This is a genomic window from Undibacterium sp. TC4M20W, from assembly GCF_049340245.1.
Taxonomy (GTDB): domain Bacteria; phylum Pseudomonadota; class Gammaproteobacteria; order Burkholderiales; family Burkholderiaceae_D; genus Undibacterium.
The window spans coordinates 1-19,856 of sequence record NZ_JBMPPI010000030.1 but is presented as its reverse complement, the minus strand read 5'-3'; the positions used below and the strand labels follow the sequence as shown (position 1 = coordinate 19,856).

Genomic DNA, 19,856 nt, shown 5'->3' with positions numbered 1-19,856 from the left:
TATGGCTCTGCTTTCATTTTTATTTAATACCAAACCAAAAACCGCCAATGTGGCGAAGGAACGCCTGCAAATCATCATTGCGCGTGAGCGTACTGGCCGGGAAGGCGGTTATGATTTTTTGCCTGCATTACGTGAAGAACTGATCGCTGTTATTTCCAAATACACCAAGGTGAATCCGGAAGACATCAAAGTGTCATTGGATAAGCAGGGAAATCTGGAAGTACTGGATGTCAATGTCGTTTTGCCGGAACTGGAATTACGCAGTTAAGTCTTAAGGACACTGACTGGTTTGCAAATACAGGCAGTGCGACAAGGAATTTACTAAAAAACAACAACATCAGCAATTATCGCCTTCTATTAGCGGAAGTTTGTAACAAGAAGTAATTTGTGTTTTATTCACATTTTTTCACAATTACTTATTTTTTCACTTGCTTTCGATATAATGGAAGATATTCCACTTTATTTGCCGAACATCAACGGTAACATCCCATGAGAATCGCTGTACTTGACGACGACAATAACTTGCTCGAATTGGTCTGCACCATATTGAATGCAGCCGGTCATACGACTCACCCTTTCCTGAGCGGGAAAGAGATGCTGCATCAATTGCGCAGGGAGAGTTACGACATGCTGATACTGGACTGGCAAGTGCCAGACCTGAGCGGCACTGAAATCTTGCACTGGGTGCGCGAGAAACTTTCGCCCACGCTGCCGGTCCTGTTCATGACCAGCCGCTCTGGTGAGGACGATATCGTCGCTGGCCTGGCTGCCGGTGCCGATGATTACATGATCAAACCGATACGCCGCAGTGAAATGGTGGCCAGGGTACAAGCCCTGTTACGCCGCGCTTATCCAACACAGGCAGCGTCTGAACATTTGCAATTTGGCATCTACAAATTTGAGACCCGCGCTGGCCGCGTCAGTGTCAATGATGTGCCTGTAGAAATGACACAGAAAGAATTCGACCTGGCCCTGCTGTTGTTCCGCAACCTGGGCCGCCCTCTGTCCCGCGCCTACATACTCGAAGCAGTATGGTCACGCGATGTGGATATCCCTTCGCGTACCATGGATACGCATATTTCCAGGGTGCGCAGCAAACTGGAATTGCGTCCTGAAAATGGCTACAGGCTGGCACCGGTCTATAGTTATGGCTATCGCCTCGAACAAATGACACCAGAATAAATACCCCCGGGGCAGCCAAGGCTGCCCCGCTTAGTTTTCCCCATCAAGGAGTCCCGCATGAGACCATGCGCCCCCACGCTCTTGCAAAAGACCCCCTATTGCATGTTACTGAGCCTGGCAATTGCTGCCCCTCTCGGCGCTTTTGCCGCGCCAGCCCCCGCGGCTACAGGTACACCCGGCAGTTTTATCAATACTCCGCCTGACATGACTTATTTCGCCCTGCAGGGTGATACTTTGACATCGATCGCCAAACGCTACACCGACAAAACCAGCAACTGGCCGATACTGGGCAAGCGCAACAAGATAGGTAACGACAGGGCGATACCCATAGGCACGGCGATACTGATACCGCTGGAACTGTTACCAGAAGAACCTAGCGAAGCCAAGGTCATTGCCATGACCGGCAACCCGGCTTACAAAGCTGCGGATGGTACAAGCGGCACACTGGCCCTGGGTAGCGTATTGAAAGAAGGCGCGCAGATCAGCACTGACAAAAATGGTTTCCTGACCATGGCCTTGCCGGATGAATCACGTATCTCGATTCCGTCGAACAGCAATGTCAGCCTGTCCAAGTTGCGTAAAACCAAATATACAGGTAGCCCGCGTACTGAGGTCACCTTATTACAGGGCAAGGTAGAGTCACGCGTTTCTTCGCTGGTCAGCAACAAGGGGCGTTTTGAAGTACGTACCAACCTCGCAGTGGCGGGTGTACGCGGCACCAATTTCCGCGTTGGTGTCAATGAAGATGGGATTGCCAACGAGGTGCTGGAAGGCGGTGTTGCCGTCAATAATACTGTCGCCAAAAAAGCGGATGAACTAGTGCTGACCACAGGCAAGGGCAATATCGTTTCAGCCACTGGTGTGGGCAAGCCTGTCGATTTGCTGCCACCACCGAAGATGAATGAAAGCTATCTGCTGCAAGAACGTCCTACCCTGCAATTCCAGGTAGAGACCAACGCTGCGGCTACGGGCTATCGCGTGCAAATCGCCCAGGACAAAGACATCATCAACGTATTGGCAGAAAACCGCTACAAAGACAACCGCTTCAAGTTTGATGGTTTCGCCGATGGTAATTATTTTGTACGTATCACTGCCATCGACAAGTTGGGGCTGGAAGGCCTGCCACTGGTCAAAGCAGTGACCCTGAAAGCCAGGCCAGAACCACCTTTCACGGTACAGCCTAAGAACAAGGTACGTGCTGAACGCCTGGATTTTGCCTGGACAGAAGCCAGCAATGCCGTGGCTTATCACTTGCAAGTCGCCAAAGATGCAGAATTCAAGAATCTGCTCATCGACAAACCTGGCTTGAAAGAAGTCCAGTTCAGTTCCGACCGCCCTGCCGAAGGTGAGTATTTCTGGCATGTCGCCACGATAGTGCAAAAAGATGGCAAGCCAGATCATGGCCCTTACAGCGATGCGCAAAAATTCGTGGTCTTGCCAGTCACCAGCCTGGCACCGCCGGATGAAGGCAACGGCAATCAATTGTCATTTAGCTGGGCTTCTGAACCGGGACAGAAATTCCTGATACAGATCAGCACTGATCCTGATTTCAAGAAACTGTTCCTGAGCAAGGAGCTCGACAAGGCTGAACTGAAGATCAACCGGCCAGATGCAGGTGTTTACTTCATCCGCGTGCGCTCAACTGACCCGGATGGCTATGTCAGCCCCTTCTCATCGACCCAGAAAATCACGCTGCAACAGCGCTGGACCAGTGGGGACGGCTCCCCCATACAGAGTGGCAGCGGCCCTATCGGCACCAATTATTGATACAATCACAGCATAAAAAAGGACAGGCAAATTTAGCAGCACCCCATGAAAAACAGCCACTTACAGGTAGAACGTATTGCATTACGCGAGTGGCTGGTTCTCAGTATCCTCATCCTCTGCGTCACCGCTGGCCTGCTGTACTACAAGACCCTGGAGCGAACTGACCTGGTCTTGTATGACAGGCTGATGCAACTCAATTCCCGCCCGGCGCGGGATGACATCATCATCGTTGGCATAGACAGCCACAGCCTTAGCGAACTTGGCAAATGGCCGTGGCCGCGCCTGCGTCATGCTGAACTCATCAAGCAAATCAGCGCAGCCCAGCCTGTGGCTATCGGTATGGACTTTGTCTTTACTGAAGCTGAAGAGCGCAATGAGCAGGTGCAAAATGGTGACCAGCAACTGGCAGAGGCACTGGTACGCAGCAATAACGTGGTCTTGCCGCTGATCTCGGAAAATGCGGGCAAGGGCCTGACCACGGTGCGCCCTGTTCCCTTGCTCGCAAGTGCTGCGCGTCAACTGGCGCACATCAACCTGGAACTGGATAAAGATGGCGTGGTACGCAGTGTTTTTCTGCGCGAAGGCATGAATGGCGAATGGTGGCCACATTTTGCACTGGCGCTGGCCGACATCGGTAGCCAGGTGACCCCGGGTACCGAAACAAATTTGCCGGGTGAACGCCTGCCTGCCAGCTTGCGCAATGCAGCACCTGAGCCTGGTACCTGGCAACGCGACTATCTGATCCACATCCCTTTCGCTGGCAGCAGCGGGCACTTCCGCTCTGTGCCTTATGTCAGTGTCTTGCGTGGTGAAGTCCCTGCCGATTTTTTCAAGAACAAGTATGTGCTGGTCGGCCCTATGGCCAGTGCCATGGCTGACTCCTTTCCTACGCCGGTATCTGGTAACGAGGGCATGATTTCCGGTGTCGAGATCAATGCCAATATCCTCGCTGCGCTGCTGGACCAGCGCAGCATACATGCAGCGCCCAAGCTGTATTTATACCTGCTGAATTTACTCGCAGTGGCGCTGGCGTTGATGGCTTACCAGATGCTGTCGCCACGCAAGGCCCTGATGGCAACTGCGGTAGTGGCGGTCGTCACCATGTTTGGTAGCTGGGCCATGCTCAGGTATGCGGGTTATTGGGCTGCCCCCACTGCAGCCCTGTTTGCGCTCATCCTGGCCTACCCTCTGTGGAGCTGGCGCAGGCTGGAAGCGGCGATACGCTTTCTGGCAGAAGAATTCCGGGTACTCGACCAGGAGCCTCATCTGTTGCCAGAGTTTATTGATGAAGACGATGAAGAACCTGCTCGTGCCCTGACCGATACCCTGGAACAAAGCATCAATGCCATGCGTGAAGCAGTTGATCGGGTACGTGACCTGCGTCAGTTTGTCAGTGACAGCCTGGCCAGCCTGCCCGATGCGACGATGGTCACCACTACCGATGGCAATGTCTTGCTGAGCAACCAGCCTGCGCTTGATTATTTTGCCGGCATAGGCATGCCCAAGGTCAATGATGCGCTGGTACCCTATCTGTTCGCCAAGATGTCCCCGCCAAGCAATGCTGACACCGGCTCAGATGCCAGTTTTAGCTGGTGGGATTTGCTCGACATCAAACACACCAAATCCATGTCGCAGGGCATAGAGGTCAGAGACCCGCAGGGCAAGGATTTGCTGATCAAGAGCGCACCGAGTTACAACGGCGAAAAACAGCTGGTGGGCTGGATAGTCAGCCTGATCGATATCACCAGCGTGCGTGCCGCCGAACGCAGCAGGGACGAGACTTTGCATTTCATTTCGCACGACATGCGCGCACCACAGGCCTCGATACTGGCACTGCTGGAATTGCAAAAAGACAGCAGCACCGCCCTGCCAGCGGATGAATTCATGGCACGCATAGAAAGAGCATCGCGCTCCACTTTGGGCCTGGCTGATAATTTTGTACAACTCGCGCAGGCAGAGTCGCAGAATTATCGCTATGAAGAAGCCGACTTCCAGGACATCTTGCTGGTAGCGACGGAAGAAATGTGGTCGCTGGCCCGTAGCAAGAATATCCGCATACAAACAAAAATCCAGGATGAAGAATTCCCAGTGCTGGTAGATAACTCGCTGATGACCAGGGTGCTGACAAATCTGCTGTCAAACGCCATCAAATACAGCCCCAAGAACACCACCATCACCTGCTCACTCGTGCGTGAACAGCGCCTGGCTGACTCTGTCATCGTCTGTTCTATCGCAGACCAGGGCTATGGCATTACCCATGCAGACCAGGCCAGGCTATTCCAGCGCTTCCAGCGCTTCAAGACCAGTGACCAGCCTAAAAATGACGGCATAGGCCTGGGCATGGTCTTCGTCAAGGCTGTGCTGGACAGGCATCAGGCGACGATAGACTTCACAAGCGTGCCGAATGAAGGTACGACATTCAATGTGCGCATTCCAGCCGATCTGGAATAAATTCAGGCTTTAAGCATGGGTAACAAAGCAAATGTTGGCGCAATGCATGTTGCAAAAAAGGCATAATTCCTGGTTTATAAGGTTCACTTGATATGCATCAAATGCCCACGTTCAGGAAAATGCTGATGCAAAGCGTTATAATGAAGCCTTACGTCCTCCCCCAGCTTAATTGAGCTTAATTGCAATGCAACTGTCTGCTGTTGGCCTCAACCACACGACCGCGCCGCTGTCCTTGCGCGAAAAGGTCGCCTTCTCGCCTGAGCAAATATCTCAGGCGGTTGTGGCTGCGCGTGCCTGGTTTGGTCGCGATGACAATGTGGCAAGGCATGGTAATGAGGCAGCAATTTTATCAACTTGCAACCGTACCGAACTGTACGCAGCCTGTAGTGGAGCCAATGCGATTGATTCTACCGCCCACTTTTTGGCGGATTTTCATAAGCTGTCTTATGCAGATTTACGTCCGCACTTGTACACACTGCCGCAAGATAATGCGGTAAGACATGCTTTCCGCGTTGCTTCTGGCCTGGATTCAATGGTCATAGGTGAGCCGCAAATCCTGGGCCAAATGAAAGATGCCGTACGCCAGGCAGAAGCAGCCGGTGGCCTGGGTACTTATCTGCACCAGATGTTCCAGCGCAGTTTCGCTGTCGCGAAGGAAGTACGCACTACCACAGAGATAGGCGCACACAGTGTCTCGATGGCGGCGGCTGCCGTCAGATTATCACAACGTATTTTTGACAAGATCGCTGACCAGCATGTCTTGTTCATCGGTGCGGGTGAGATGATAGAGCTCTGCGCCACCCATTTTGCGGCACAAAACCCCAAGTCGCTCACCATTGCCAACCGCACGCTGGAACGTGGTGAAGCACTGGCGCACCGCTTCAGCGGCAAAGCCATACGCCTGGCCGACTTGCCGCAGCAACTGGCGCAATTCGATATCATCGTTTCCTGCACGGCATCTTCCCTGCCCATCATAGGCCTGGGTCTGATAGAACGTGTCGTCAAGGCGCGCAAACACCGCCCCATCTTCATGGTTGACCTGGCGGTACCGCGCGACATAGAACCTGAAGTCGCCAAGCTCGATGACGTGTTTTTGTACACTGTCGATGATCTTGGTACCGTTGTACAAACCGGCCTGGAAAATCGCCAGGCTGCTGTTGCACAGGCAGAAGCCATCATAGAAACCCGCGTGCAATCCTTCATGCACTGGGTCGATGGCCGTGCTGTTGTACCGGTGATACAAGACCTGCATGAAAGCAGCGAGCAATTGCGCCTGATAGAACTCGAACGTGCACGCAAGATGCTGGCACGCGGCGATGATATAGACGCGGTACTTGAAGCCTTGTCCAAGGGCATCACCGCCAAATTCCTGCATGGCCCGCAACAGGCCTTGCATCAAGCCAGCGGCGATGAACGCGCCCGCCTGGCCACGCTGTTACCTCAATTATTCCGCACAAAGCGTTAGCGATTCGCTACGCTGCTGGCCTGTACGCGTAGGCGCTTACGGGCATTTTCTTCTGGGTCAGCCTGACCCGCCCCATCCTTAGCGTAATCAGCATCATTAGCTATACAGTCAAAGAATATATTATGAAACCATCAATGCTACACAAGCTCGACCAGCTTGCCGAACGCCTCGACGAAGTTGGCCACCTTCTCATGCAGGAAGGTGCCACCAATGACATGGACAGCTACCGCAAACTGAATCGCGAGCATGCCGAACTAGACCCGCTGGTCGCGCTGTACAACAATTACAAACAAGCCCAGGCCGATATCGCCGAAGCCGAGCTCATGCTCAGCGACCCCGACATGAAGGCCTTTGCCCAGGACGAAATCGAAGCCGCAAAAACCACTATGCAGACACTGGAAAGTGATTTGCAAACCATGCTGTTGCCAAAGGACCCCAATGACGAGCGCAATATCCTCATGGAGATCCGCGCTGGCACGGGTGGTGATGAAGCAGCCCTCTTCGCCGGTGACTTGCTGCGTATGTATATGCGTTTTGCTGAGCGCAATCGCTGGCAGACCGAGATCATGTCTGAATCGCCATCCGAGCTGGGCGGCTATAAAGAGGTCATCGTGCGCCTTGCTGGCCAGGGCGTGTATTCCAAACTCAAATTTGAATCCGGTGGCCACCGCGTACAGCGTGTCCCGGCGACAGAAACCCAGGGTCGCATCCATACCTCCGCCTGTACGGTTGCTGTCATGCCTGAGGCCGATGAACTTGCGGACGTAGTCATCAACAATGCTGACCTGCGCATAGATACCTTCCGCGCCAGTGGTGCTGGTGGTCAGCATATCAACAAGACCGACTCCGCCGTGCGCCTGACGCATATCCCTACCGGCATCGTCGTCGAATGCCAGGATGGCCGCAGCCAGCATCAAAACAAGGCGCAAGCCATGCGCGTGCTTGCAACCCGCATCATGGACGGTCAGTTGCGTGAGAAGCAAGCCAAGGAAGCGGCCACCCGCAAAAGCCTGATCGGTTCCGGTGACCGCAGTGAGCGCATACGCACCTACAATTATCCACAAGGCCGCATGACCGACCACCGCATCAACCTGACCCTGTACAAACTGGATTTCATCATGGATGGTGAGCTGACAGAATTAACGACTGCACTGGTAGCAGAACATCAGGCCGAACTGCTGGCTGAGCTCGGTGATGATTGATAAGAATGCCAGCAGAAATGCCGACAAAAATGCAATGAGAGATGGCTAATAGATATGACAAATAAGCATATCCATAAGACAAAACCAGCTTTCGCGTAAAATCAACAGTATTTGATTGCGCAATTGCATGAAACTGTCGGATACTCGCTGCCACTATCCTGCGATACAGAACTAAAACGCCAGGATTGCGTCCAATAACAATTCTTTCATCGCGTGCACCATGAATCTGTCGAAAAAACTTTTGCTGTCGATTGCCCTTACCTGCATAGGCTTGCTGGCGGCTGCCATGTATTTGCAAATCGTGGAAAAAATGCTGCCTTGCCCGTATTGCGTATTCCAGCGCTACGCCTTTGCCCTGATCGCGGTTTTTTGTCTGATTGCGGTAGCTACCGATGGCATCATGCACCGCATCACCACCGGGCTGGCACTGTTGTCTGGCTTGATTGGTCTGGGTGCCGCTGGCAAACATTTCTGGATACTTGAGCACCCTGCCCTGTCCTGCGGTATCGATCCGCTGGAATCCGGCTTGAACAGTTTCTTCCTCGCGCAATGGTGGCCAGCGATGTTCAGGGCTGATGGCCTGTGCGAAACACCTTATCCACCTACCCTGGGCTTGTCACTGCCAGCCTGGGCCGGGATATTTTTTATATTATTTAGCCTGACACTGCTGGTGTTGTTGATACGCAATCAAAAAACCAAGCGCGGCATGTTCGGCCCATCACGCTAATGCTGGACTGGCTACAGCCCGGCATCACCCTGGCTGCTTGTGAAAACGCCAGCCCGCTGGACCGCATAGACACCCGCCTGCTACTTATGCATGGTCTGGGCCTGACGCGCATACAACTGATCACGCAGTCTGAAATGGTACTGAGTACAGAACAACTCGCCATCATGGACGAGTTGTTCTGCCGCCGCATCAAGGGCGAACCAATTGCCTACATCGTGCAAGAGCGTGAGTTCTTTGGCCTGAATTTCCATGTCACACCCGATGTGCTTATCCCCCGGCCTGATACTGAATTGCTGGTGGAACTGGTTTTGCAATATGCCCCTGCCAATTCCAGCTTGCTGGACATGGGCACGGGTTCAGGTGCGATTGCAGTCGCCATCGCCCATCAAAGACCAGACCTGCAAGTGACTGCGCTGGATGTCAGCCCTGCTGCCCTCGCGGTGGCGAAAGAAAATGCCAGGCGCCATCTGCCCGCAAATAAAATAGATTTTTTTTGCAGCGACTGGTATGCCGTTCTGGCTGGTAAAAGATTTCAAACTATCGTCAGCAACCCGCCTTATATCGTGGTCAATGATGCTCATTTACAACAGGGTGACTTACGTTTTGAACCCATCAATGCCCTGACAGACCATGCTGATGGCTTGTCTGCCTACCGTCAAATCATAGGCCAGTCGCATTTACACTTGCGGTCAGATGGATGGATTTTGCTTGAACATGGTTATGACCAGGCAGAAGCTGTACGTGGCTTATTGATGCAAAATCATTTTACCGAAGTGCAAAGCTGGCGGGATCTGGCGGGGATAGAAAGAGTCTCAGGCGGCAAGCTACAGGTACAGGCATAAAAAATGGCACCCTTGATACAGGTGCCATTTTTCTTATGCAGGAAGAACTTAGTTCCTGGATGGGAATATGCCTTCCATCGCGATGATGTAATTCAAACCCAGGTAAGGTTGCATAACAGTGTTAGTTGATGTCGTGGTAACAGGGAATGCTGTCGGTGTGCCACTGCCGGCAGGGCCAGAAGTGACAGTGACCGTACCAGTTACTGTAGTTACTACACTCTTAGGATTGAGTGGAACCAGGTTAGCTGCATCACCGGTTGTTGGCAAATAAACAGCACCTGAAGTACCACCGCCACCAGAATTACACAGTATGGCATTAGCAGATGGTGCTGTTCCCGATGACGCTGGCGATGCTGGGCCACTGCTGGTCGCATTCATGACTGATGCGGTAGTAAAGCCAGAACCATCAACAGCAACGCTATGAGTATGTGCTGGCAGGTTCGCGACTGTCAAAGTTACACTGCCAGTACCAGTTGCAATCGCAGTGACATTGTTCACGCCGGCTTTCTCACCTTGCGCAACATTGGCAATTCCGGGACCTGCGCCTTGAGAGCCGACAGCAACACGGCCACGCAAATCAGGAATACCAAAAGTCGATTGTCCATCACCACCATACATCGTGCCTAACAAGGCAAACATCGCTGAGTTTTGGGAAATAGCGACAGTCTGACCATTACAGAACAGCCAACCACGTGGGGGATAGTTAAAACCTACGGCCAAAATGGTACCCATAAATGCATCCATTGCATACTCCAATTCAAGTTATCGTTCAAATAGGGATTGTGCTATCTAGTCTCTTCTGCCTTCACCCCTATCAAGGAACATGAATTCAGAGCTTTCATCAATGGCTTTCATATGCAAACAAACAAGCAATTTCAAAAAAAGCAAACCAATTCTACAACCCTTGTGCAAAAAATACACTGCAAATTTTTCATCATGATACTACTTAACAAATTTTAACTTTCAGTCTCAGTCGCTCTAGTCGGCTATACTTTTCCTCGCAGAGTTGGACAAAATCTGAAGTGGGTTTTGTTAGCACAGCATGCCCGGACTGAGGATCACCCGCAAAACTGGTGTAGCGGTGCTTGGAATGCAAGCCTGAACGCTCTTTTAGTTTCACCAATGATTGCTCATCACAATCGAGTTGAAACAGGCCTAGCAAATCCTCCCACATTACCCCGGGCAATTGCTGATAATTCAACAGCAGCAAATCCTCAGCCACCGCATGTTCAAGTCCTGCGCAAAACATGCTGTGCAACATGCTTGCTGCGTATACATCAAAATCTGCTACCGGGATTTTTGCTTCTTCAACTTGCAGTCGCGTCGTATTAAGCAGGCCAGGTATCATCTGCGGCCCCCGCTGACGATGGTGCGAGGCAAGCACAGCCTGCGGTTCGCGGTATAGAAAGATGATGGGAATGTCAGGATAAGCCTCGCGCACAAAGGGTATCCAGGGCAAATGCCAGCTATCAAACTTGATAAAAAAATGGCTGTCTTCTGTCGAACGCCTTTGTCCAAGCGCAGCAATCAGATTCTGAAAAACCGCTGTTGCATTCTGAGTCTCAGGATGCTCGTAACGGTAACGAAAAAATGCATCAATGACTGGCGGCTCTGACATCACTATGCACTGTGGTAGCGACGCCAGCATTTGCGTCAGCAAGGTAGAACCGCAACGTGACACATGGAAAATAAAAGCCGCAGGTGCCAATCGCGACATGTGCTCAAGTTGCGCAGGCAAATTTTCCAGCGTCGTCTGACAAACTTGCCTTTGCTCGCGGCCTTGCTGGTTCAGGGTATCGAGAAAAAACGACTCCAGAAACCGCGCCTTTCCGAGATGGCGCCAGTGTAAAGTACCGGTCACGGCATCAATTGCTACCGGGTACCAGCCCAGCATTGAAGGCAAATGATCTGCATTTATTTGCTGGCCACGCAACAATGCTCTGTCTTCGGCTGCGAAGCTCGTTTTGATACTCATGCGTTTCATTTCCATGTTTAGTCCGGCAATGCCTGCCCCAGCCTGATGGCCTCAAGGCGGCTGGCAATTTGCAAGCCTGCGCTTTGGCCGGTGGCACGCAACATGGTGATGATTTCCAGCACATTACCGTCGTGAATGGCAGGGTCATCATATTTTGGCCTGGGCCTGGCAATCCAGCCAGCATCAAGAAACACTTGCTCCAGCCAGGCGTTACTGACGCAATCTATCATCAAATGCACCCTCGCCTGATTACCTGGATTGACCACCCCATGCAGGCATGCCGCATTCAGATACCAGGTATCACCAGCAGAAAAATGCACTTCTTCACCATCAATCCTGAACAGCACATCGGGCGTCGTCGTGACAGGTACATGCAGACGGGTAATGCCATCCTCCAGTGAAGTACCATCGTCCCTGTGCTCTTTGATGATGCCGCCGGCTTCCAGCGACATCAGGCGCACGGAAGTTTTTTCACATTGAAACGTATCGACCACTTCCCGTAAATACGGGCAGGTTTGCATGAGTGCAGTATCCTGAAAGTTGCCTTCATTCACAGGCATGATGTGATCCATGCGGCCATCAACAGCGCGCAAGGGAAGGCAAGTCCAATTGTTGATGTAGGCATTCGTATTAAAGTGCCTGATCCATGCAGAAGCTTCGAGTTGCTGCAGCTCGGCACGCAAACGGGATAAGTCAAAACTGAAAGGCAACTTCAGGTAGCGACTAGGCAGAGGCATCAAGCTGCCCCTGTTTTGTCATGTTACTGGCCAGGGTAGTGGCTGACATTACGTTGGCCAAGGTCTCAGATGCTGCCGGAGCATGGGCGCGCCATTGCATTTGCTCAAACAGCTCATCAGTGCTAAGTGCGACAAATCCCATCTGCAAATACAAACCCCGCGCCGCAAAATTGGTTTGCTCAACAGCGAGACTGACACTTTTACCGTGATTTGCCGCCTGTGCCTGCAAAGCCTGCAGGATTGCCCTGGCGATGCCCTGGCGTTGCGCAGCGGGAATAACCGCGATATCCACCAGGCGCACATCATTGCTGCCTGTATCGATAATGACACGCCCAACTGGCTGACCATCATCTTCAATCATCAAATGCAGGGCTTCAGGGTAATTGAGCCTGATACCCTCCATCTGCACATGCTGTTGCATTTTGATCATTTGCGTGATGAAGGCCACATCCATAGGCATGTGCCGCAAATCCTCACGGCGGCTGGCGTATAAGGCATCAAGGAAAGCCTGGTCAGCCGCATGTACCGCCTCTACAGCATCTACCGCTTCTACCGCATCTACATTGCGCAACATAAGCGCAGCAGGTAATTTGTACACAAGCACTCCCAAGCTGGTTAAAATAACATGCTTGTTATCCTGCCTATGCTTGCGTTTTCTTGCAAGTGAAACTTTTCATCACTCTGACCATGTCCATTACCATAGAACAAGTTCACCCTCTGATCGGCAACAAGTTTCAACTTGAAACCTCGAACGGCATCATTCAACTTGAGCTGGTAGAAGCAGAAGAACGCCCTCGCCGTGGCATACCAGAAAGCTTCCGTACGCCTTTATTGTTGATTTTTTCCGGCTCCTCCAAACTGCCTCTGGCGCAAGATAATTATCTTATCGAACACCCGGTGCTGGGCAAACACGTCTGGACCATCGCCCCTACACTGGCTGACCATGCCCAGGGGCAATTTCAGCGTCCGCATGAAGACGGCGGCACCTGCGTTTACTACCAGGTTTTCTTTAATTAATTTCTTCGGTACCAAGACTTCTCGTCTTATCTATAAGGCATTTAAATTTTTCATCTAAATTGCTTAATTAATTGGCAGTTTTTTGTTACATTTACACGCAAAAAAAGTTTTCAATGTTAGTATTGCAGTTAATTTTTTAACATTGAATAATTTATCTTCTTGATTCAGCAAGATAAATTGCAAGTCAGAAATATCGGCTATCAAAACTGGATGACGGCGAGCAGTCTTGTCGCAATGCCCCTGAATCAAGTCCTTGATTTCTGATTTGTTACGTATCGGGTGTCTGCTTAGTCCCGATTTTTTTAGCTTATCGGTGGTGTGCGGATGCCTGGAAGTAATCAAACAGAAAGCAGTGAAGAACCTGCTGCAAACAAAGTCAAAACCTGGTGGCTCAGTGGCCTGCCCGGTGCGGGTAAAACGACACTTGCGCAAAACCTGGCGCAGCATCTGCGCGAGCTATCCATCCCGGTTTGCGTGCTTGATGGTGATGAAATAAGACAGGGTCTGTCCAAGGATCTGGGCTTCAGCCTCGCTGACCGCGAAGAGCAAGGCCGCCGGACGGCTGAAATGGCCCGCCTGCTCAATCTTAACGGTATCTCTGCCATCGTCGCCCTGGTTTCTCCCAGCATGCGTGGCCGGGCTCTGGCGCGTGGCATCATCGGTCATGACAAATTTGTCGAAACCTATATCTCCACACCTTTACATATTTGCCAGCAGCGCGACCCCAAGGGTTGGTATGCCAAAGCGAAACAAAATCCAACGCTGCAATTGACAGGCATTTCCGCACCTTATGAGGCACCCACGTCTGCGGAATGCGTCATAGATACTGATCAGGTTCAGATAGCTACAGCAATCAGCCAACTTGCCGCATTTTTAAAAATTTGAAATTCATGGAACAAGCAAAATACCACTTCATCTCTGGACTGCCTCGCTCGGGTTCGACCTTGCTGGCAGCTATTCTGCGTCAAAATCCACGCTTCCAGGCGGGCATGAGCAGCGCCGTAGGTGCGCTGGTCAATGCGGTACTGACACAAGTGAGCGCCGGGAGTGAGGTATCCAGCCTGGTGAATCAGACGCAAAGAAAAGACCTCATGCGCGGTCTTTTCGATTCCTATTACAAGAATGAGCTGGACAAGGAAGTCATCTTTGATACCAACCGCATGTGGAGCACCAAGCTGCCACTGCTGAAGGACTTGTTCCCGAATTCCAAAATGATTGCCTGCGTACGCAATGTGGCCTGGGTCATGGATAGCATAGAGCGTCAATTCCGCAACAATCCCTATGAAAACAGCAAACTGTTTGGCAGCAGCATGTCACGTACTACCGTGTACCAGCGTTGCGAAGGTCTGACACAGCATGATCAGATGGTTGGTTATTCCTGGGCAGGTTTGCGCGAAGCATTTTATGGTGAACATGCAAAATCTCTGCTGGTGATTGACTATGATTTGCTGGCACAGGCGCCAGAAAAAGTCATGCAACTGCTATACCAGTTTATTAATGAACCTTATTTCCAGCATGACTTTGAAACCCTGGAATACGACGCTCCGGATTTTGACTTGCAACTGGGTGCATCAGGCTTGCACAAGGTAAAGCCCAAAGTTGAATTTACTGAACGACGCACTATCATCCCCCCCGATTTATTTGACAAATACTCGAAACTGACTTTCTGGTCTGACCCCAGCGGTAGTGCAGCAAACGTCATTGCTCCCAAGTTAAATGTGAAAGAAAACGAATCATGAACAACTCCATCATCAATAAACAAACTGACTTCGATATTCTGAGCATTAACACAGGCATAGTTGGACCACAGGAAGCACCGAAATTTGATGCTTCGGCCCTGGCAATTCTGGCAGCACCAGTCAATTCCAGTGCACCTTCTGCCCCACCAGTGTCGGGGCGCGTAGAAATTGTCTTTATCGAAGACAATGTGCGCGACATAGATACACTGCTCAAAGGCATAGGCGATGGCCGGGAAGTTCATATCCTTGATTCAAGCAAGGATGGTCTTGCGCAAATGGCTGACATTCTCGCTGGCCGCAAAGATATCGATGCCTTGCATTTGATCTCTCATGGCAAGGAAGCTTCGGTCAATCTGGGGGGGCTGATACTTGATCAATCCACCCTGAGCAGTCATGCGACAGAACTGAAAACCATCGGGGACTCTCTAAGCAAGGATGGCGACATCCTTCTATACGGCTGTGACATTGGGGCAAATCAAGGGAAAGCTTTCATCGACCAATTGGCCGTCATCACCGGTGCGGACATCGCAGCATCCAATGACTTGACCGGTGGTAAGCCATTTAATGCCAACTGGAATCTTGAGGTCAACAGCGGCAGCATTGAAACAAGCTCTGTCGGGAATCCACAACTGCAGGCGTTGTATCACAATGTACTAAACATTGCTTCGGCAACGCTGAATTTTAATACCGCAGCAAACTTCAACGCTCCAGGGAGCGCAGGCGGTGTTGCAGGCGGCGCTTCAAGTGGCGTGAACGACGTCATCTATCAGGTAAACAATAATTCATCCTATTTATTCAAGATTGACGGCACAGTAAAAGATATTTCCAGAGACCCTGGCGGCTACATCACAACCGACTACTACGATGCCGGTACCGAAACTTCTATTACTTTTTCTTTTCAAACTGGCCAACAGTTTGACGCAAGCTCTATAGTATTAATTACCCAAAGCCTTTCTCAGGACTTTGTCTTCAAAGGCTATAACGCGAACAATACCCTGGTTGCGACAAACAATAAGTCAATTACCGGCGCTAGCGGCACGACAACGACTCTCAATTTTAGTGGCATGACCGGCGTTACTAAAATTATCATGACAGCGACCTCGAACGGTAACAAGGTGCGTTATGCTGGTTTCGACGACATTGTTCTTGCCAACATCCAGCCACCTACCGCCATCACCAGCGCCACCTACGATGCAAGTACCGGCGTACTGGCAGTTACAGGCACAACCATGGTTGCTGGCGATACCATCGTTGCCAACAAATTTACGCTGACTGGTCAAGGTGGTTCAACTTACACGCTGACCGACACCGCCAATACCACTGCGACGAGTGCCACCGCGTTCACACTGACCTTGAGTGCAACGGACAAACTGGCAATCAATGGTTTATTGAACAAAACCGGTACCAGCGCTGCTGGTGGCACGACCTTCAACATCGCAGGTGCAACTGGCTGGGATTCAACAGCCAATTCTGCCGCCGATACCACAGGCAATGGCGTTACTGTATCAAACGTCAACGCCCCAACAATTACCTCGGCTACCTATAATTACACCACGAATACATTTGTCGTCACTGGCACCAATCTGGTCAGTGTCAGCGGTGCCAATAATGACGTCACCGTCTCTACCCTGACCATAACGGGCCAGGGCGGTGTTACTCGTACCCTGACTACCACTGGCAATGTGGAAATCACCAGTGCCACCAGTTTCACGCTCACACTGGCAGGTGCCGATATTGCTGCAGTCAGAGCACTACTCGATAAGAATGGCAGTAGTTCCAGCGGTAGTACTACCTACAACCTGGCTGCAGCAGATGACTGGAATAGCGCCATCACCGGTGGTGATATTTCAGATGCGACAAATGCCATCACTGTATCCAATGCGCCACCGATACTCACGAGTGCCACATACGATGCCAGCACTGGCGTTCTCTCTGTCACTGGTGCCAATATCACCAATGGCGGCACGATAGATATCAGCAAATTGACACTGTTTGGGCAAAACGGCAACTTTTATGGCTTGACCACGGCCAACGTCACGGCCAGCAGCAGCACTGCATTTTCTGTCACGCTGAATGCTAACGACAAAATAAATGTGAATGGCCTGCTGAACAAGAATGGGACAAACGCGGTCAGTGGTACCACCTATTTCGTGGCAGCAGCGACCAACTGGGACGTCACTGCTTCTTCCCCTTCCGATGTGGCTGGTAATCCCATCACGGTCTCGAATGTCACTGCACCGACCATCACTTCAGCCGCGTATGATGCCAGCACTGGTACATTCACCGTCACAGGCACTGGCCTGGTCAAGATAGTTGGTGCCACCAACGATATCACCATCAATACACTGACCATTACCGGCGAAGGTGGCGTCACCCGCACGATTTCTACTACCAGCAATGTAGAAGTCACGAATGACACGACGTTCAGTTTCACCCTGGCTGGTGCAGATATTAATGCCGTCAATATCCTCTTCAACAAGAACGGCGCCAGTTCTACTGGTGGCACGACTTACAATCTCTCAGCTGCAACTGGCTGGGACGGCCCCATCACTGGTGGAAATACCCAGGATTTGACGAACGCTGTGACGGTATCCAATGCGGCCGTCCCTACCATCACTTCGGCAACCTATAACTCCAGTACTGGTGTTCTTATCGTTACCGGCACAGGCTTGTCTATACTGAACGGTGCAGCGAATGACATCGTCGCCAATAAATTCACACTGACTGGTGAAGGCGGTGCCACCTATACCCTGACGGACACGGCAAATGCAGAGATCACATCGGCTACCAGCTTTTCACTGGTACTGAGCGCCACTGACAAGTCAGGTATCAACCAGATTGTCAACAAAAACGGCACTAGTTCCACCGGTGGTACTAGCTACAACGTCGCGGCAGCAGAAGACTGGGCAGCAGGCGCAGATGCAGCCGTTGTCATTGCCGACCTGACCGGCAATGGCATTACAGCCACGGTCGCGGCGCCTACCGTCACCTCCGCCACTTATGATGCCACTACCGGCAACCTGGTGGTCACAGGCACGGGTTTTACCCATCGCGCTGGTGCCACCAACGATATCATTGCCAACAAATTTACGCTGACAGGACAAGGCGGCAGCACTTATACCCTGACCGACACGGCCAACGTTGAAATCAGTTCTGATACCAGTTTTACGCTGATACTGTCTGCGACCGACAAACTGGGCCTGCGCACCCTGCTCAATAACAATGGTACGCAATCAGTAGGTGGCACGACCTATAACCTTGCTGCGGCAGATGACTGGGCCAATGGTGCTGACGCAACACTCAATATCGCCGACCTGGCAGGCAATGGCATTACCGTATCGAATATCGTACCTCCTGCTATTACCTCAGCCACATACGATGCCAGCACAGGCATCCTGTCTGTCACTGGTACCAATCTCGCCAGTGGCGATACCATTGATGTTTCCAAACTGTCCCTGACTGGTCAGGCGGGTTCATATACCCTGACCACGGCCAATGTCACTGCGACCAGTGCTACTGCGTTCTCGGTCACTTTGAATGCTGCTGACAAACTTGCCATCAACGGCATATTGAACAATAACGGTACCACAGCGGTTGATACCACCACATTCAATCTGGCCGCAGCAGCAAGCTGGGACACGACAGTCACTACACCAGCAGATCTGACTGGCAATGCCGTCACAGTCGGCAACGTCACCGCCCCAACCATTACATCCGCGACGTATGACGGCACCACCCACATCTTCACCGTCACCGGCACCAACCTGGTTCAAACGATAGGCGCGACCAACGACATCACGATATCCAAGCTGACCATCACTGGCGAAGGCGGCGCCACCCGCACCTTGTCCACCACTGGCAATGTCGAAGTCACCAGCGCTACCAGCTTCACCTTCACCCTGGCCGGTGCCGACATTGCCGCTGTCGATAACCTGCTCAATAAAAACGGCACGTCTTCCGCCGGTAGCTCCACAACGTACAATTTGGCCGCAGCCGACGACTGGGATAGCGTCATCACCGGCGGTAATATCGCCGACCTGACTGGCAATGGCATCACTGTTTCAAATGCCGCACCAAGTATTTTGAGTTCCACCTACGATGCCAGCACCGGCATCCTGTCTGTCTCCGCCGTCAACATCGTCACTGGCGACACCATTGATGTAAGTAAGCTGTCTTTGACTGGCCAGGCCGGTTCCTACACCCTGACCACCGCCAACGTCACCGCCAGCAGTGCCACGGCTTTCTCGGTGACACTTAACGCCGCCGACAAGCTCGCCATCAACGGCATACTGAACAACAACGGCACAGCAGCGGTTGATACCACCACCTTCAACCTCGCAGCAGCTGCATCCTGGGACGCCACTATCACGTCCAGTGCCGACCTGACTGGTAATGCAGTGACCGTATCCAACGTCACCGCCCCAACCATTACGTCCGCAACCTATGACGGCATCACCCACGTCTTCACCGTCACCGGCACCAACCTGGTTCAAACAATCGGTGCAACGAACGACATCACGATATCCAAACTGACCATCACCGGCGAAGGCGGCGCAACGCGCACTTTGTCCACCACCGGCAACGTCGAAGTCACGTCTGCTACCAGCTTCACCTTTACCCTGGCCGGTGCCGATATTGCTGCTGTCGATAGCTTGCTCAATAAAAACGGCACCTCCTCTGCCAGCAGCGCCACAACCTACAACCTCGCCGCAGCCGACGACTGGGATAGCGTCATCACCGGCGGCAACATCG

16 protein-coding genes are annotated in these 19,856 nt (G+C 51.9%); 12 read left to right on the top strand and 4 right to left on the bottom strand.

From position 1 onward, the window contains the following. Position 1: 1 nt before the first annotated feature. The 8 genes from minE (at position 2) to prmC (ending at position 9,636) form a co-directional block, all read left to right on the top strand. Entirely contained in the window at positions 2-268 is a 267-nt protein-coding gene (minE, locus tag ACO0LL_RS25065; protein ID WP_422953536.1) for a cell division topological specificity factor MinE, read from the top strand. A 221-nt stretch (positions 269-489) separates the two neighbouring features. Next, complete coding sequence (locus tag ACO0LL_RS25060; protein ID WP_162043428.1) at positions 490-1,182, top strand: response regulator transcription factor; 693 nt, start codon at positions 490-492, stop codon at positions 1,180-1,182. Positions 1,183-1,239: 57 nt separating this feature from the next. Next, positions 1,240-2,949 (top strand): FecR domain-containing protein, encoded by a 1,710-nt coding sequence (locus ACO0LL_RS25055; RefSeq protein ID WP_422953535.1) that lies wholly within the window; start codon positions 1,240-1,242, stop codon positions 2,947-2,949. Between the two features lie 45 nt (positions 2,950-2,994). Continuing rightward, on the top strand, positions 2,995-5,400 hold the full coding sequence (locus ACO0LL_RS25050) for a CHASE2 domain-containing protein (RefSeq protein ID WP_422953534.1): 2,406 nt from the start codon (positions 2,995-2,997) through the stop codon (positions 5,398-5,400). Between the two features lie 184 nt (positions 5,401-5,584). Next, positions 5,585-6,865 (top strand): glutamyl-tRNA reductase, encoded by a 1,281-nt coding sequence (gene hemA / locus ACO0LL_RS25045; protein ID WP_422953533.1) that lies wholly within the window; start codon positions 5,585-5,587, stop codon positions 6,863-6,865. 122 nt (positions 6,866-6,987) lie between these two features. After that, positions 6,988-8,067, top strand: a complete 1,080-nt coding sequence (gene prfA / locus ACO0LL_RS25040; RefSeq protein WP_422953532.1) for a peptide chain release factor 1 — start codon at positions 6,988-6,990, stop codon at positions 8,065-8,067. A 220-nt stretch (positions 8,068-8,287) separates the two neighbouring features. After that, complete coding sequence (locus ACO0LL_RS25035; RefSeq protein WP_422953531.1) at positions 8,288-8,794, top strand: disulfide bond formation protein B; 507 nt, start codon at positions 8,288-8,290, stop codon at positions 8,792-8,794. Continuing rightward, a complete protein-coding gene (gene prmC, locus ACO0LL_RS25030; RefSeq protein ID WP_422953530.1) occupies positions 8,794-9,636 on the top strand; it encodes a peptide chain release factor N(5)-glutamine methyltransferase in 843 nt (280 codons plus the stop codon). Before ACO0LL_RS25035 ends, prmC begins: the two co-directional genes overlap by 1 nt. A gap of 48 nt (positions 9,637-9,684) precedes the next feature. On the opposite strand, the gene ACO0LL_RS25025 is transcribed toward prmC, so the two are convergent. The 4 genes from ACO0LL_RS25025 to ACO0LL_RS25010 form a co-directional block, all read right to left on the bottom strand. Next, on the bottom strand, positions 9,685-10,368 hold the full coding sequence (locus tag ACO0LL_RS25025; RefSeq protein WP_422953529.1) for a phage tail protein: 684 nt from the start codon (positions 10,366-10,368) through the stop codon (positions 9,685-9,687). Positions 10,369-10,582: 214 nt separating this feature from the next. Further along, positions 10,583-11,611, bottom strand: a complete 1,029-nt coding sequence (locus ACO0LL_RS25020; protein ID WP_422953528.1) for a sulfotransferase — start codon at positions 11,609-11,611, stop codon at positions 10,583-10,585. 17 nt (positions 11,612-11,628) lie between these two features. After that, positions 11,629-12,348 carry an aspartyl/asparaginyl beta-hydroxylase domain-containing protein gene (locus tag ACO0LL_RS25015; RefSeq protein WP_422953527.1) on the bottom strand — a complete coding sequence of 240 codons (720 nt, stop codon included), beginning with the start codon at positions 12,346-12,348 and terminating at the stop codon, positions 11,629-11,631. Continuing rightward, positions 12,335-12,946 (bottom strand): GNAT family N-acetyltransferase, encoded by a 612-nt coding sequence (locus ACO0LL_RS25010; protein ID WP_422953526.1) that lies wholly within the window; start codon positions 12,944-12,946, stop codon positions 12,335-12,337. Before ACO0LL_RS25010 ends, ACO0LL_RS25015 begins: the two co-directional genes overlap by 14 nt. 89 nt (positions 12,947-13,035) lie before the next feature. Between ACO0LL_RS25010 and ACO0LL_RS25005 the strand changes: the two genes are divergently transcribed. The 4 genes from ACO0LL_RS25005 to ACO0LL_RS24990 form a co-directional block, all read left to right on the top strand. Beyond that, positions 13,036-13,365: a DUF6916 family protein gene (locus ACO0LL_RS25005; RefSeq protein ID WP_422953525.1), complete on the top strand. Its 330-nt coding sequence runs from the start codon at positions 13,036-13,038 to the stop codon at positions 13,363-13,365. 324 nt (positions 13,366-13,689) lie between these two features. Then, positions 13,690-14,250 carry an adenylyl-sulfate kinase gene (cysC, locus tag ACO0LL_RS25000; protein WP_422953524.1) on the top strand — a complete coding sequence of 187 codons (561 nt, stop codon included), beginning with the start codon at positions 13,690-13,692 and terminating at the stop codon, positions 14,248-14,250. A gap of 5 nt (positions 14,251-14,255) precedes the next feature. Next, positions 14,256-15,104, top strand: coding sequence for a sulfotransferase family protein (locus ACO0LL_RS24995; RefSeq protein ID WP_422953523.1), 849 nt, complete (start codon positions 14,256-14,258; stop codon positions 15,102-15,104). Then, the coding region (locus ACO0LL_RS24990) for a DUF4347 domain-containing protein (RefSeq protein WP_422953522.1) at positions 15,101-19,856 on the top strand (4,756 nt) is incomplete at its 3' end. The genes ACO0LL_RS24995 and ACO0LL_RS24990, both read left to right, overlap by 4 nt.

Bases quoted from the DNA above. Each gene is read 5' to 3' on its own strand.
- ACO0LL_RS25005 (WP_422953525.1), top strand. From the start codon at position 13,036: ATGTCCATTACCATAGAACAAGTTCACCCTCTGATCGGCAACAAGTTT.
- ACO0LL_RS25020 (WP_422953528.1), bottom strand. From the start codon at position 11,611: ATGAGTATCAAAACGAGCTTCGCAGCCGAAGACAGAGCATTGTTGCGT.
- ACO0LL_RS25025 (WP_422953529.1), bottom strand. From the start codon at position 10,368: ATGGGTACCATTTTGGCCGTAGGTTTTAACTATCCCCCACGTGGTTGG.
- ACO0LL_RS25035 (WP_422953531.1), top strand. From the start codon at position 8,288: ATGAATCTGTCGAAAAAACTTTTGCTGTCGATTGCCCTTACCTGCATA.
- ACO0LL_RS24995 (WP_422953523.1), top strand. From the start codon at position 14,256: ATGGAACAAGCAAAATACCACTTCATCTCTGGACTGCCTCGCTCGGGT.
- ACO0LL_RS25015 (WP_422953527.1), bottom strand. From the start codon at position 12,348: ATGCCTCTGCCTAGTCGCTACCTGAAGTTGCCTTTCAGTTTTGACTTA.
- ACO0LL_RS25060 (WP_162043428.1), top strand. From the start codon at position 490: ATGAGAATCGCTGTACTTGACGACGACAATAACTTGCTCGAATTGGTC.
- prmC (WP_422953530.1), top strand. From the start codon at position 8,794: ATGCTGGACTGGCTACAGCCCGGCATCACCCTGGCTGCTTGTGAAAAC.
- ACO0LL_RS25055 (WP_422953535.1), top strand. From the start codon at position 1,240: ATGAGACCATGCGCCCCCACGCTCTTGCAAAAGACCCCCTATTGCATG.
- hemA (WP_422953533.1), top strand. From the start codon at position 5,585: ATGCAACTGTCTGCTGTTGGCCTCAACCACACGACCGCGCCGCTGTCC.
- cysC (WP_422953524.1), top strand. From the start codon at position 13,690: ATGCCTGGAAGTAATCAAACAGAAAGCAGTGAAGAACCTGCTGCAAAC.
- prfA (WP_422953532.1), top strand. From the start codon at position 6,988: ATGAAACCATCAATGCTACACAAGCTCGACCAGCTTGCCGAACGCCTC.
- minE (WP_422953536.1), top strand. From the start codon at position 2: ATGGCTCTGCTTTCATTTTTATTTAATACCAAACCAAAAACCGCCAAT.
- ACO0LL_RS25050 (WP_422953534.1), top strand. From the start codon at position 2,995: ATGAAAAACAGCCACTTACAGGTAGAACGTATTGCATTACGCGAGTGG.